Origin of the sequence: Nostoc sp., from assembly GCF_036917465.1 — a bacterium.
Classification (GTDB): Bacteria; Cyanobacteriota; Cyanobacteriia; order Cyanobacteriales; family Nostocaceae; genus Nostoc.
Genome location: NZ_JBALDL010000091.1, coordinates 1 through 14,994, shown reverse-complemented (window position 1 = coordinate 14,994; position 14,994 = coordinate 1). Strand labels below are relative to the sequence as shown.

16 protein-coding genes are annotated in these 14,994 nt (G+C 36.1%); 15 read left to right on the top strand and 1 reads right to left on the bottom strand.

Annotation, left to right across the window (positions count from 1 at the left end; all coding sequences use genetic code 11):
* The first annotated feature begins 17 nt into the window (after positions 1-17).
* The 9 genes from V7K38_RS23855 (at position 18) to V7K38_RS23815 (ending at position 10,251) form a co-directional block, all read left to right on the top strand.
* Positions 18-971 carry a glycosyltransferase family 2 protein gene (locus V7K38_RS23855; protein WP_334861314.1) on the top strand — a complete coding sequence of 318 codons (954 nt, stop codon included), beginning with the start codon at positions 18-20 and terminating at the stop codon, positions 969-971.
* A 90-nt stretch (positions 972-1,061) separates the two neighbouring features.
* A complete protein-coding gene (locus V7K38_RS23850; protein WP_334861312.1) occupies positions 1,062-2,384 on the top strand; it encodes a flippase in 1,323 nt (440 codons plus the stop codon).
* Positions 2,385-2,435: 51 nt separating this feature from the next.
* Positions 2,436-3,362 carry a glycosyltransferase family 2 protein gene (locus tag V7K38_RS23845; protein WP_334861310.1) on the top strand — a complete coding sequence of 309 codons (927 nt, stop codon included), beginning with the start codon at positions 2,436-2,438 and terminating at the stop codon, positions 3,360-3,362.
* 32 nt (positions 3,363-3,394) lie between these two features.
* A complete protein-coding gene (locus V7K38_RS23840) occupies positions 3,395-4,669 on the top strand; it encodes an O-antigen ligase family protein (RefSeq protein WP_334861308.1) in 1,275 nt (424 codons plus the stop codon).
* Positions 4,650-5,897 (top strand): glycosyltransferase family 4 protein, encoded by a 1,248-nt coding sequence (locus tag V7K38_RS23835; protein ID WP_334861306.1) that lies wholly within the window; start codon positions 4,650-4,652, stop codon positions 5,895-5,897. Before V7K38_RS23840 ends, V7K38_RS23835 begins: the two co-directional genes overlap by 20 nt.
* A gap of 145 nt (positions 5,898-6,042) precedes the next feature.
* Positions 6,043-7,059, top strand: a complete 1,017-nt coding sequence (locus V7K38_RS23830) for a hypothetical protein (protein WP_334861304.1) — start codon at positions 6,043-6,045, stop codon at positions 7,057-7,059.
* A gap of 76 nt (positions 7,060-7,135) precedes the next feature.
* Complete coding sequence (locus tag V7K38_RS23825; protein ID WP_334861302.1) at positions 7,136-8,029, top strand: glycosyltransferase family 2 protein; 894 nt, start codon at positions 7,136-7,138, stop codon at positions 8,027-8,029.
* 113 nt (positions 8,030-8,142) lie between these two features.
* Positions 8,143-9,294 (top strand): glycosyltransferase, encoded by a 1,152-nt coding sequence (locus tag V7K38_RS23820; RefSeq protein WP_334861299.1) that lies wholly within the window; start codon positions 8,143-8,145, stop codon positions 9,292-9,294.
* A 132-nt stretch (positions 9,295-9,426) separates the two neighbouring features.
* Positions 9,427-10,251: a WecB/TagA/CpsF family glycosyltransferase gene (locus V7K38_RS23815; protein WP_334861297.1), complete on the top strand. Its 825-nt coding sequence runs from the start codon at positions 9,427-9,429 to the stop codon at positions 10,249-10,251.
* A gap of 95 nt (positions 10,252-10,346) precedes the next feature.
* Here the strand turns inward: V7K38_RS23815 and V7K38_RS23810 are convergent, their stop codons facing one another.
* Complete coding sequence (locus V7K38_RS23810; protein ID WP_334861295.1) at positions 10,347-11,093, bottom strand: creatininase family protein; 747 nt, start codon at positions 11,091-11,093, stop codon at positions 10,347-10,349.
* 139 nt (positions 11,094-11,232) lie between these two features.
* Between V7K38_RS23810 and V7K38_RS23805 the strand changes: the two genes are divergently transcribed.
* The 6 genes from V7K38_RS23805 (at position 11,233) to V7K38_RS23780 (ending at position 14,918) form a co-directional block, all read left to right on the top strand.
* Positions 11,233-11,403, top strand: a complete 171-nt coding sequence (locus tag V7K38_RS23805) for a hypothetical protein (protein WP_334861294.1) — start codon at positions 11,233-11,235, stop codon at positions 11,401-11,403.
* Positions 11,404-11,939: 536 nt separating this feature from the next.
* Positions 11,940-12,578: a type I-MYXAN CRISPR-associated protein Cas5/Cmx5/DevS gene (gene cas5 / locus V7K38_RS23800; protein ID WP_334861292.1), complete on the top strand. Its 639-nt coding sequence runs from the start codon at positions 11,940-11,942 to the stop codon at positions 12,576-12,578.
* A gap of 248 nt (positions 12,579-12,826) precedes the next feature.
* Positions 12,827-12,955, top strand: coding sequence for a hypothetical protein (locus tag V7K38_RS23795; protein ID WP_334861291.1), 129 nt, complete (start codon positions 12,827-12,829; stop codon positions 12,953-12,955).
* Between the two features lie 108 nt (positions 12,956-13,063).
* A complete protein-coding gene (locus V7K38_RS23790) occupies positions 13,064-13,225 on the top strand; it encodes a hypothetical protein (RefSeq protein WP_334861290.1) in 162 nt (53 codons plus the stop codon).
* 168 nt (positions 13,226-13,393) lie between these two features.
* On the top strand, positions 13,394-14,569 hold the full coding sequence (locus V7K38_RS23785) for a restriction endonuclease subunit S (RefSeq protein ID WP_334861289.1): 1,176 nt from the start codon (positions 13,394-13,396) through the stop codon (positions 14,567-14,569).
* 73 nt (positions 14,570-14,642) lie between these two features.
* A complete protein-coding gene (locus V7K38_RS23780; protein WP_334861287.1) occupies positions 14,643-14,918 on the top strand; it encodes a Uma2 family endonuclease in 276 nt (91 codons plus the stop codon).
* Positions 14,919-14,994: the final 76 nt, after the last annotated feature.

Genomic DNA, 14,994 nt, shown 5'->3' with positions numbered 1-14,994 from the left:
TCTATACACAGTTTTATATGGATATAACAAAGATTAAAACATCTTGCTTGATTAACAATTACAATTATGCTGGCTTTCTATCAGAAGCAATAGAGAGCGCTTTAAATCAAACAGTTGAATTTGATGAAATTATTATTGTTGATGACGCATCTACAGACCATTCGGCAGAAGTTATCGCTAAGTTTATACAAAAAAATAATGTTAAATATATTTTGAAACAAAAAAATCAAGGACAATTGTCATCTTTTAATGAAGGCTTTTTAGCTGCTACTGGAGATATTTTATTTTTCTTAGATGCTGATGATATTTATGAACCTGAATATTTAGAAACTGCCCTAAATTTTTATGATAGGAGGAGTGAATGTGATTTTATATTTTGTGCCTATAAAAAATTTGGGGCAATAGAAGGTATATTTCAAACTGATGTAGTTGATTTAGATTTAGGTTATTCGGTAATCAGAACTTTTTACACTGGTGAATGGATTGGCTCTATAACTTCAACATTATCAATACGGCGAGAAATAATTAGTAAATTTTTACCTATCCCATACATAGAAGATTGGCGTGTTAGAGCTGATGACTGTCTAGTATGGGGAGCTTCGTTAGTAGGAGCTAAAAAGTTTTATATATCTAAACCTTTAGTAAGATATAGAATACATCAAAATAATCAATTTCATAACAAGAAATCTATAGATATAGACAAAAACTATGAATATAAAAGATTTTGGAAATGTAATTCTTTATTTAACTACATTCTTAAAAAAAACAATTATACGTTGCCATTGTTAGTAGCTTTTACATCTCTAAATGAACTAAAAACAATCCCGTGTCCAAACTTAAAAGATTTTGTTTGCTATTTGAAAATAATATTTTTGTTTGAGCATAATTTTTATTGGAAAGTCAAGGGAATTTTTTTGTTATTCAGCTATTTCGTGAAGATTTTGTTCATTAATGAATTAAAAAAAAGATAACCGATTGTGTTTGTATTTTTTCTGAATTTTGAGTACACCACAAATTATAAAATCAATAGAAAGAACCTAAGATGGTTAAATTAAAAAGCAATGCTAAGTAAATTGAAACTTCAAAGTTTATCAAAATTAAAATCTCGATCAAAGCTGCGTGCAATAATTGCAAATACAGGCTGGCTGTTTGCCGATCGCATTCTGCGTATGGGTGCAAGCTTGGTTATAGGAGTATGGTTAGCACGCTACTTAGGAGTACAGCAGTATGGTCTTTTTAACTATGCTTTAGCCTTTGTCACATTATTTAGCCCAATTTTTACTTTAGGGCTAGATGATGTCGTAGTTCGTCATCTTTTACGCGAATCATCAAACAAAGAGGAAATTTTAGGAACCACTTTTTGGTTAAAATTTTTGGGTGGAATTTCCTCTGTATTACTTGCAGTAATAACTCTATTTCTCTTAGGTGAGCATGAAACGCTTAAGATATATCTAGTTGCTATTTTAGGAATGGTAGGAGTTTTTAGAGCGACTGATACTGTTGAATTGTGGTTTCAATCACAAGTACAGTCAAAATACGCTGTAATTGCTAAAAATTTAGCTTTTCTACTAAATAGTCTGATTAAAATAACACTAATTTTAACAAACGCGCCATTATTAGCTTTTGCTTGGATAACATTAGCAGAATTTGGAATGAGTGCAATTGGATTGCTAATTGTTTACCAAATCAAAACTTCTTCATTGTTGTCATGGCGTTGGAGTTTGGCTGAGGCTAAAACTCTTTTGAAAGATAGTTTACCTCTAATTTTTTCAGGATTCGCTATTTTGATTTTTATGAAAATAGATCAAGTAATGTTAGGTCAAATGATCGGAAATAGTGAGGTTGGAGTTTATTCTGCTGCTGTACGTATTTCTGAAATTTGGTATTTTATTCCAGGGGCTATTGTTTCTTCTGTTGCTCCTTCAATTTATGCAGCTAAGGAAAAATCAGAAAGTCTTTATTATCAGAGAATAGGACAATTACTTAGTCTAATGACATGCATGTCTTTGGCGATTGCTCTTCCAATGACATTTCTATCCGACAAGATAATTATGGTTATGTTCGGAAGTGGATATGCAGAAGCCGGGCCAATATTATCAGTTCATATTTGGACTTCTTTGTTTGTATTTATGGGTCTTGCGACATCACCGTGGTTTATCGCTGAAGGTTTAAATCACGTTTCTTTAGGTAAAACTTTATTTGGAGCAATACTAAACATTATTCTTAATTTCTTCCTGATTCCTAAATATGCAGGATTGGGTGCTGCGATCGCAACCATAATATCTCAAGCTTCTGCCGCTTTTCTATGCAATGCATTTGATAAAAGAACAAAAAAAATATTTAATATTCAGATGCAATCATTACTTCCTTTTTATAAATTTTGATTGTTATCTTTAACTTTTTTATATCAATAAAATTAGCAAAATTAATCAAAGATGCAAACACCAGTAACTCTTATTATTTTCAATCGTTCACAAAAAACAGAGAAAGTTTTTGAAGCTATTCGCCAAGCGAAGCCAAAAAAACTTTTTGTCATTGCAGATGGCCCCCGCAGTAACCGTGAAGGTGAGGCGGAAAAATGTGAAGAGACTAGGGCAATTATTGAAAAAGTTGATTGGGAATGTGAAGTTATTAAGAATTATTCTGATATCAACTTAGGTTGCGCGAAACGAGTATCTAGTGGTTTAGATTGGGTATTTAATAATGTTGAAGAGACAATTATTTTAGAAGATGATTGTATCCCTAACCCGACTTTTTTCAGATTTAGTGAAGAACTACTGGAAAAATATAGACATGATACTAGAATCGCCACCATATCTGCCCAAAATGTTCAATTTGGACGAAAACGCACAAATTACAGTTATTATTTTTCTCGCTATAACCACTGCTGGGGGTGGGCAAGTTGGAGGCGTGCTTGGCAATATTATGATTTGACTATCAAACTCTGGAAGGAAGTGGAAGCAGAAAACCTTTTACATCATATTCTTGTCGAGCCGAAAGCAGTAAACTATTGGCAACGAATATTTCGGTCTGTTTATAACAATCCTACAGGTATAACCTGGGATTATCAATGGACATTTGCTTGCTGGATGCAGGGTAGTTTAAGCATTATTCCCAATGTCAATTTAATTTCTAATGTTGGTGTTGGTGCAGACGCAACTCATTTTAATTCTAAGCAAGAATTTTCGTTTATTAATATGTCAATGGAAGCAATGGAATTTCCTTTAAAGCATCCACCCTTTATTGTGAGGAATATAGAGGCAGATATTTTTACACAAAAAACAGTCTATAAAGCAACTGCATTGGATATTTTTAAAGAAGAATTTAAGAAAAAATTAAATTACTCTAAAGTGAAAAACTGACGAGGAATCTAGTAAATTAATAGACAAATGAAATGTCAGAAACTAAAGTAAAGTTAACAGAAAAAATATTAACCATCTTGCTATTACTCATTACTGTAGGGGCATTAACCATACATCCTGCACAAGAAATTTCTACATCTACCCTTGGAGGCGATAAGCTAGATACTATATTCAATATAGTTTCATATTTAATTCTATTTTATTTTCTACTTTTATACTGGAAAGGCTTTATTTATGTAATTACTAGCAGTCCGTTACAGTTGCTTTTATTAACAATAGTTGTATTTTCTCTTTTGTGGTCAGGAGACTTAAGTTCAAGTCTTACTTATATGAGAGGTTTAATCAGACTATATTTTCTGGCAATCTATTTGGCAATGCGCTATTCTCTTCGCGAACAAATGAGACTAATTGCTTGGGCTCTTGGTGCATCTGCATTATTATCGATGCTATTTTCTGCATTTATACCAGGTTATATTCATAAATCGCCTGAATTAGTAGGTATGTGGAGCGGAATTTTTGGTCATAAAAATGAATTAGGATACATGATGGCTTGGAGTGCAGGAGTTTTTTTACACCTTGCTCTTAGTAGCAATCGATATCGTTGGTTGATGTGGGGAATATGTGGGATATCTGTATCTTTAATCATCCTCTCGCGTTCGACAACATCTTTAACAATTTTATTAACAATGATATTACTTTTGCCGATCTATAAATCCTTTCAAAAAACTAATTATAAATTACAAGTTATTATGATTACTTCGGCATTAATGTTAGTAATTCTTGGTGTAACATTACTTATCAATAATGCCGACACTGTAGTTGGTACTTCTGGCAAAGACCTTACCTTTAATGGACGCTCTGATCTCTGGGAGCTAGTGATGTCCAAGATTTGGGAGAGGCCCTGGCTAGGTTATGGATTTTCTGGGTTTTGGACTAGTAGTGATGCATCTAATTTAAGAGCTACTTATGATTGGGCAAGTAATGCCCACAATGGTTTTTTAGAACTATTGTTAGAATTAGGATTTTTAGGTTTTTTGACTTTCGCAGGAGGGTTTGTCCGGTTCTTTGTAATGGCATTAACTCGAATTATTTCTGTTGCTAAAAAAACGGAAGATTATTGGCCAATGCAGATGCTAATTATCATTGTAATAGTTAATTTTTCAGAAGCTAGATTATTAACTCCCAGTTGGAATTGGTTAATGTATGTCACTACTTCGTTATCTTTGACCCTTGAATATCAACGAAATCATCAGAATATTTTAGTTAGTAATTACGCAGTTAAGAAAAATGAAAGTTTTACATCTTAGCACTCACGATATTGGTGGAGGCGCTGCAAGGGCTGCCTATCGCTTGCACACAGGTTTGCAAGATATAGGACTACAGTCACAAATGCTAGTCCAGGAAAAATCTAGTAATGATAAAACAGTTATTGCACCTAAGCTTAGACTATTTCAAGGCATTGCTAAGGCTAAATTGACATTTGAAAGCCTACCATTAAAGCTTTATCCTCAAAAGAAAAAGACTCCATTTTTTATTCAATGGTTGCCAGATAGAGTTATTCCTAAAGTTGCTCAGATTAATCCAGATATAATTAATTTGCATTGGATTAGCGCAGCTTTTATGCAAATAGAAACGTTACCTAAACTGAAGCGTCCTTTAGTTTGGACTCTCCATGATATGTGGGGGTTTACTGGAGGGTGTCACGTTATTGGAGAATGCGATCGCTACAAAGCATCCTGTGGATCTTGCCCCCAACTCAACAGTAGTAACGAATGGGATTTATCCCGTTGGGTATGGCGGCGCAAAGTAAAAGCTTGGAAAAATCTTAACTTAACTCTGGTTTCCCCCAGTTCTTGGTTAGCAGAGTGCGCTCGTTCTAGTTCTTTGTTGCAGAATTTACGAATCGAGGTGATTCCTCACGGATTGGATACTCAAAAATATCGACCTCTTAATAAAGATTTTGCACGACAAACACTGAAGTTACCTCAAGATAAGAAGCTAATTCTCTTTGGAGCAATAGAGGCAACAAGCGATCGCAATAAAGGATTTCATTTGTTGCAGCCAGCTTTACAAGAATTGAGCAAATCGGGATGGAAGGACGACTTTGAAGTGGTAATTTTTGGGGCATCTCAACCCGAAATTCCACCTGATTTAGGATTCAAAACATACTATTTGGGGCATTTATATGATGATATATCTTTAGCAACTGTTTACTCAGCAGCTGATGTAATGCTTGTACCGTCTCTGCAAGAATCTTTTGGACAAACAGCTTCTGAATCTCTCGCTTGCGGTACTCCGGTTGTTGCATTTAATGCAACTGGTTTAAAAGATATTGTTGATCATCAGGAAAATGGCTATTTAGCTAACCCTTATGAAGTTGACGATTTCGCCAAAGGAATTGCCTGGGTACTTGAAAATGAGCAGAGGTCAGAAAAACTGTCATTTTATGCTCGCAAAAAAGCAGAACAAGAATTTACTCTGGAACTTCAAGCACGTCGTTATTCAGCTTTATTTCAGGAGATATTGGTAATATAGCGGTTCTCAGTTGAGTGAGGTACAAGAACGCCACCCCCTCCCCGTAAGCGATGAAGTGACTATGATGTACCTTATCTGATTAGTAAACGCTATAAAAAAGAAATCTTCATTTAGTAACTAACTTAGTAAATCAATACTTCATAATATGTCAATACCTATAGCTTTTATAATTTGTACAGAACCTGGGCGCTTAGAAGCTCAATCTTTAATGCTTGCAGAAAGTATTCGTAAATTCTGTGGAGAATTGAAAGATACACCTGTATATAGTTTTCATCCTAGACTGGGTGAACCTATATCACAGCAGACCCAAAAAGCATTTGAAGCGTTGCAGGTAAATCATCAACAAATCCCGATCAATCAAGAATTTCATGAGTATTATTTAGCAAATAAGCCCCTAACATGTGCCTATGCAGAACAAAATATTGATGCAGAAATATTAGTTTTTCTAGACAGTGACAAATGCTTCTTTTCTGAACCAAAAGAATTTTTATTACCCGTGAATTGTAACGCCCGCTTACGTCCTGAGTATGGTCAAGGAATTGGTTCTACAGGTTTGCGAGACTCTCAAGAATGGTACTGGCAAAAATTATATGAAGTGCTGGGGGTAAAGCGTGAGGTATTTGTTGAAACACCAATTGGTAAGAAAAAAATTAGAGCTTACTGGAATTCTGGTTTGGTCGTTGTGAGAAGGAGTACAGGTATATTTACAGCTTGGAAAGAGAATTTTGAAAAAGTAATGCGCCTTGATATCACTCCTCCTCAAGGTATTTATTTTGTTGAGCAGTCTGTTTTATCTGTAACTTTATGTGCTTTGGAAGAAAATGTCGAACATCTTCCTCCTAATTATAGTTATCCGTTACCTTTACATAACCGCTTATCACCAGAACTACAAATTAAACATTGGAATGATATTACATCGATTCATTATTTCAACTTATTCTTTTATAACGATTGGAATGCACAAATCCAAAAATTGAAGAAACTTAATATTGATTCCGAAAAATATCGATGGTTGTGTCAAGAGGTTGTCAAACTTCAAATGCCTCGCGTCTCAGTTTTGCATCGATATATGTTGGTAGTGAGAAGAATGGAACAAAAATTACGAAACTTTAATTTAGATATTAATTTAAGTTGTTGGATAGAAAAAATGGCTAAACTTTAAACGCGATTAAAATAATTAGGTTTAGCTTTATTTTTTGTATTGATCGTTTCTAGATAAACTACATGAGGTAAATAGGATGAAAAAAGCAAATCTAGCTGTAATAATGACCTGTCATAATAGGCGTAATATAACTCTCACCTGTCTACATACTTTATATGAGCAAAAAAATAATTTTGATGTCTATCTAACTGATGATGGTAGTTCTGATGGAACTGCACAAGCTATCAAAGCAGAATATCCAGAGGTACATATTCTTCAGGGTAATGGTAATTTATTTTGGGTGGGAGGGATGCACCTCGCCTTTGGTGAGGCAATAAAAAATCAATATGACTATTATCTGTGGTTGAATGATGACACATTTTTAGAAGCTAATGCTGTCAGTAAATTATTAGAGATTCATCAAAATTTGTCTGAACAAGGTTATTCAGACTCAATTGTAGTTGGTTCAACTAAAGATTCAATGACAGGAAAAGCAACCTATGGAGGAGCAGTAAAATCTAAAAAGTGGTATTCTAACAAATTTGAGTTTTTAGAACCAAGTTCGGTTATGCAAAAATGCGATGCTATGTATGGTAACTGTGTGCTAATTCCTAAAACTGTTGCTGCAAAAGTTGGGAATATTGATACAGCTTTTATTCACAGTTTAGGAGATTTAGATTATGCCCTCAGAGCAAGTAAATTAGGTTGTCAAATATGGGTAGCTCCTGGATATATTGGTACTTGTACTAAAAACTCTATCCGCAATAGTTGGGTAGATACCAAATTAAGCATATTACAGCGCTTGAAAAAAGCACTACAAATTAAAGGATTTCCATTAAAACCCTGGACTATATTTTGTATCAGACACTCTGGGCCATTATGGATATTTTACTGGTTCTTGCCCTACATTAGAGCAATTATTGGTTACAAAAATTTGGCAATTTCTCCTACATTTTCTGATGATATCAGCCAAACTAACTCTGAAATATGATTCTGCTAATTAGGCTCATTACCTAATATTAGATAATTTATAACTATCTAAGTGAGTTAAAAAATGTTGTTTAAAAACTAAACTTACTAAATATTTGAATAATCAATCATATTATGGGTAAACGCTTACTAATTGTCTCAACGCTGGATTCCAGTCAACCATTTGGTGCATTTACTAGACCTTTTTATCTAGGACAATATCTTACTAAAAATTTTGATGTTTTTCAGCTAGGATTAGATTGTTCATCTGTTAATTATGCTCCTTCTGCTTCGATTGGGTCAAGAAGTCTAAAGTCATATATTCAAACTATAGAAAAATGTATCGATGAGTTTTGTCCAGATATCATTTATGCTCAAGAAACTTTACCTGGATTAGCTGCTTTAATTTCACTTAAACTTAGAAAACATACAAATTCCTCTCTTGTATTAGATTTTCATACATTTTCAGCCTATGAATACTGGATGCGCTTGTTTTCAGTTGCGAATCCTTTCAAAGAGTTTGTACAATGTATTAAGACATATATTGCTCAGGGAATTTTGATATTTTCTGGTAGTCCAATTATTGCAGCAGGTGACTCTATTCCTAAACTAATTTCCCAGTGGTATGGTAAAACTCCACATGAAATTTATAGTATTGGTAATGGAGTTACTGAAGACTTACTAAATACTGAATTGTTGTTGAATAAAGACCCCTATAAAGCATTTAGACCAGCAAAAATAGTGGTTCTTATTGCTCCTAAAACATTTCAGTTTCCAAGTAACGATATGTCTGTGTCAATGACTATTGATGTTGCCAAATATCTTGAAAATCATGAGGGAAAAATCCATTTTGTTGTTATAGGTAGGGATAGTAGTGATATTTCAGAACCAATACCCTCGAATATTTCTTTTTTAGGTTTTTTACCTAAAAGAGAGAATTTCGTTGACCATGTTAAATATGCGGATATTGCTTTGCTGCCATTCTCAAAACAAGCAGTAGCCGGTGGCGCTCGTAATAAGGCATTAGATTATTTTGCTAGTAAAAACTTAGTTGTATCAACACCAGAAGGCTTGCGAGGTTTAGAAGAGTTTCGGCACTTAGAACATCTTCTAGTAACAGGATACTCTACTGAAGAAGTCGCTAATACAGTGCTGGATGCAGCTTTAAATCTTGATAAATATCAATCACTTGTAGATACAGCATATACCTTAATTACAGAAAAATATTCCTGGAATGCAAGAGCGCAGAATGTCGCCGAAATCCTGATGAAAATAAGTCATTCTTAGTTAATAAGGAGACTTAAGTTTTCTTAATATTTAAATTTGGAAATATTTAAATATTGTTACCAATTGCTTTTTAAATAATCACCTTTGTTGTGACATTAACTCTCATAATTCAAAAAATAAAAATTTTAAGTCATGAAAAAACGATTTTCATATAAATTTCTTGGTGTTAAAGTTGATGCACTCTCTATCCCAGAGTTAAATTCATTAATTGAAGAATCTGTTGAGAAACAACAGAAGTGGATTATCGCAAATCACAACATGCATAGTCTTTATCTCTTTCATAATGACCCAGAAATGCAAGCTTTCTATGCCCAGGCTGAATATATCCATATTGATGGTATGCCTCTATTGTTGATTGGAAAGTTGTTAGGCTTTCCTATGAAACGAGAACAAAGAGTAACCTATGCTGACTGGATATGGCCTCTGATGGCGGAAGCAGCTAATAAAGGCTGGCGTGTATTCTATTTAGGTTCAAAGCCAGGAATTGCTGAAGAAGGAGCAAGTATTTTGCGCGAGAAGTTTCCTGGTTTAGAGATTGCTTGCGCTCATGGCTACATTGATATGGATAAAGATAGTCAAGAAAATCTTGCTACTCTGGCTGCAATTAATGCTTACAAACCTCATGTATTAATGGTAGGAATGGGTATGCCACGCCAAGAGCATTGGATTTCTGAAAATCTGGAATATATTCATGCCAATACTATTTTGACTAGTGGAGCTTGCATGGACTATGTAGCAGGAGTAATACCCACTCCTCCTCGCTGGATGGGAAGGGTGGGTTTAGAATGGTTGTATCGCTTGGTGTCTGAACCGAAAAGGCTTTGGAGACGCTACTTACTTGAGCCTTGGTTTGTAGCCACATTATTTTTACGGGAAATTTGGAGTATGCCAAGCCAACAAAAAAAAAATAGAATGCTGCTATTTCTCAGTACAAGATTTCACAAGTTTGTCGCGTGATTGAGTCTTGCAAAGCCTTGTCAGTAGGGAACTCAATTCGTTACGAATTTATGGAATACTGTATTAAGGCTTAATTATAAATTATTCAACATTCTTTATTCTGCGTTCAAAAATTCCAAATATCCATTGCTAAGTTCTTTCAGTGCCAAATCATAAAATTGCTTACCGTGTTCTGGTGTTGCCAAAGCCGGATTTGAACCCATACGTCCATCTGGATAATGGACTCGAAAATCAGCTGCACTGTAAATTCTGTGTCCGGTTGCAACTTCTGGTGAAAGGGGTGCTTGCTTAATCGCCTCTGGATAAACGTACTGGGTGAGAGCTACTTCACTTGGAGTTGCATGAGAACCTTCTTGATTCCCATATAGTTCTTTAGCCAGCTTATATACAGAACTACACATAAACCAGTTTGCTACATGACATTGCACGTGTTTAGCATTGGGAATCTGCAAATCTTCTAAATGCGCGTAAGTTTCTGAAAATGCAGCTTTGAGGGTAGCAATGTTACCGCCGTGTCCGTTGATAAAATAGAACTTGGTAAAACCAGATTTGGCTAAACACGTTACATAATCTCGCACTACTTGAATTAAAGTGCTGGGACGCAGGCTGATTGTACCAGGAAAAGCAGTATGATGCAGTGCCATCCCCACATTGATTGTAGGGCCAACGATCGCTTGAATTGCGTCACCTACACCACGAGCGATCGCTTCTGCACAAATGGCATCAGTACCAATCAACCCCGTTGGTCCATGTTGTTCAGTGGAACCAATAGGGAAAATAATACCCCGTGACTGCTGTAAATAAGCTTCGACTTCTTGCCAAGTACTTAAATGCAGTAACATTATTGATGAATTTCCTCAATAAATTGCTGTAGGACAAAACATTTTTCTACTAAACAGCAGGTTCTGTAACTAAATTCCCCCTAACATGATTATGAACTCCTTTGCTTTGTGGTGGTAGCGATCGCTTAAAGCTTTCCTATTGCTTTGTTTTGCTCAGGAGCGATCGTGGTTTTTCAATTTACTAGAACCAGGTAATCCAGCCTACAACAGTTGGTTTAGTCTCAAACTATCGGCATACCTAAATATTACAGCACTTGAGAAGAGCGTTAATGTGACTTTACCCATAACTTTGCCGCTACTGGAACCATAACTTTGCCGTCAACAACACTATAACCCTCATTCTAGCGTCAGCTAATTTTGGATGAAATTAACAGTTTGGAAGCATAAGTTTGCCGCTAGTCCAAATTGGAAGGATAAGCTTGCCGTGAGTCCAATCAAGCATGGAAAGCAGGAAAGCGCCGGATTTTTTTAGAATGGAGCAGAAGCGGTTCATGCTGGTATGGGATAGAAATTTTCGGCTACCCCTCTGTTCTGAGTAACTACTGGAGTATTATAAGATCCTTCTAACCAGTGAGAACATTGCGAACAATAGCCTAAACTGGATTGCCACTCTAACCAAAGTAGTTGGCCATGACAATGAGGACATGAGATTACACTTGGCAGTGGATGGCTTGGTAGTCGCTCTAATGGTCTGAAGCCTAAATACGCTCTAGACGTAAATTATCCGTCTTTTCAGTCCATAAGTGATTAGCGTAGGCGTAGCCCGCCGTAGGCTCGTAATCGAAATGAACTGATTGAAGCTTTGAAAACAGTCATTAAAAGAGATTTGGGCTTAGAAGAATCAAAATGATTGCACCATTAATTCTCTATTTGGATGTTCCATTTGCGACTTTTCGGGAGTCCCATGCAAGGGAAATGGGAAAAACCTATCCTGTCCCTCCTCCAGCAACAGTGTATGGGATGTTGTTGTCTTTGGTAGGGGAAACGGATGTCTATCGCCACTCTGGGGTAGAATTGGCGATCGCTATGTTATCTAACCCCAAAAAGTCGCGAATTTTGCGTCAAATGAGACGGTTTAAGAATGCTGATTTTAACCATCCAGAGAATGTTATTCCTTGTTATCAAGAAATTTTATCTAATCTGAAGTGTTTGATTTTGGTTCGTTCTAACGGGGAGAAGATACAGCCAAGTTTAAGGGAGAGGATACAGTTAGCGTTTGACTATCCTGAGCTAGTGAGACGGTTTGGTTGTTTATTTTTGGGAGAAAGTGACCAGTTGATTAAAACGATCAAACTTGTCTCGGAAGATTATCTAGAGGGGATGAGACAGTGGGCAATTAGGGATAATCAAGGCAGGTTAACTTTACCTTATTGGGTTGACCATGTGGGGTCAAGAAATACCCGATTTTTGAGGTATCGGATTGAGGAAGTGCCAAGCTCACCACCTCCTGATTTGGCGTGGACGATGATTCAATCTCCAATTTGACAAGTATTTCTTATGGGAAAGGGAATTGAGGGTAAAAGAATGCAGGGAAGGTTTACACAGTAAGGGATATGGTAATTGAGACAAGGAAAAAGGTGATTGCCATTTTTGGAAAAGTTTATCAGCACTGGGTTTGAGGGGTTGAAAGTAAGGGAAATTTTGGTAAGTTTTGTGTTTTTGGTTTCTCGATCTGGAAGGTACTTGTAAGATTGTAAACGAACCTTCCTCAGTTAAGGGTTTTCACCTTCGCTGTGATTCGTGGCTTGATGCCGTTAGGCGTTGCTCAACAGTCGGGCGTAGCTTTTAAAATCAATATTGAACCGGTGATTCGTGGCTTTATGCCGTTAGGCGTTGCTCAAAGCGATCGCCCACTGTTTTAAGATGGAGTACGATCGCTACTTAACACAGATACACCAGAGAGAATTTCTACAAGTAGGCTAGGAAAAACCATAGGCTTACTCGGATTACTTGAAAAACATCTTGACCAAATGCCTTTAACACAGGCTTATTTGGAATCAGCAGTTGAAACTGTAGAAGAATTTCAGATGCGCCGAATCAAGTGGGCAATCAAGCTGCTTGATAAATGTGGAGAAGAAATTATGCGCTGGAAGGGTGGTGAGACTTGCTGTTTTGCGAGAGGATTGCTCTGAAAGAGTCAGTGCATTTCTTGAAAGTGAACTTGACAAAGGGTACAAGAAAGAGACGTGATTCAATCTGGCGGCTGTAGCAACGGAGTTGAGGCAGTGCGATCGTGAGATGGTAGCGATCGATGAGGCGATTAAGGGGTTTTGTGATGAGTTGGGTATTGATGCGCCGTTATGAGTAAGAAAAAAAATCCATACTATCCAATTAATCAACTTTGCAAAGTAATTGATTGTGAGCATAAAACTGCTCAATATGTAGAATTTTCTGAGTATCTTGTCGTAAGAACGAATAATGTTAGGAATGGAATTTTGGTATTAGATAATATCAAATACACAACGAAAGAGGGGTTTATCGAGTGGACACAAAGAGCGGTTCCCGAATATGGAGATGTTTTCTTTACAAGAGAAGCTCCAGCAGGAGAAACTTGTTTAGTTCCTTCAGGCTTAAAGATTTGTATGGGACAAAGAATGGTTCTTTTACGTCCCAACAAAGATATAATTAATCCCCATTTTTTATCTTTCTATTTAACAAGCAAAGAATGTAGACGCGAAATATATCAATATGTAATTGGTTCAACAGTTACGAGAATCAATATTGACGATATCTTACAAATAAAAATATTTTGCCCATCGATCGCCGAACAAGAGAAGATCGCTAGTTTTTTGGGGGCGGTGGATACGCGCCTCAACCAACTCCGCCGCAAACGAGAACTGCTGCAAACCTACAAACGTGGCGTTATGCAAAAACTTTTCTCTCAAGAGATTCGTTTTAAGGGTGCGATCGGCTTACCCTTCCCTGATTGGGAAAGGAAAAAGTTACAAGAAATCACAAAAATAAACCAAGGTCTTCAAATTGCAATTTCAGACAGATTTACATATCAAGTTGAAGGCGGCTATTTCTACATAACTAATGAATTTTTAAAGCCAAATTCTCAAACGCATTACTATATATTGAACCCTCCTAAAAGGGTGCTTTGTGACAAAGATGATATTTTGATGACAAGAACTGGCAATACAGGACAAGTCGTAACTGATGTTGTCGGAGCTTTCCATAATAACTTCTTCAAGATTGATTATGACAGAAATAAGATAAATAAAAAGTTCTTGCTTGAGTTTTTTAAGCGAGATAAAATCCAGTATAAAATTTTAAGCCTAGCTGGAACATCAACAATACCAGATTTAAATCATGATGATTTCTATAATTTGGAAATTTTTATTCCTGTCTTAGCTGAACAAAAAAAAATAGCCAACTTCTTAACCGCTATCGATCGCAAAATCGAAACCCTCTCCCGCCAAATCGACCAGACCGAACAATTCAAAAAAGGCTTACTCCAAAAACTGTTTGTGTAGATTGTTAAAATCAAACCAACAACCCAGATCCACACCTGTCCCAAACAACTACAAACTTAGGAGGTGACTAACAATGATTGTGGCAAAAGATAACACCCCACAGCTTACCCCAGAAGAATACTTTGCTTGGGAAGAACAGCAGTTAGAAAAACATGAATATATCAACGGTCAAGTCTATACAATGGGTGGCGGTAGCGTCAATCATAGTCGGATCATAGTACGTTTTACGACTATAATTGATACCCACTTAGATGGCAGCAATTGCATCACAGGTAACTCTGACTTGCGAATTAACATTGTTGGTACAAATAACTACACTTACCCAGATGCCCAGCAATTCTCATTTTGAAAAAAAATCAGAGAAAATTCTGTTATTTAAATAGAGAACTTGTGTCGAAGCATCATTTTTTTACAAATAGTTATCA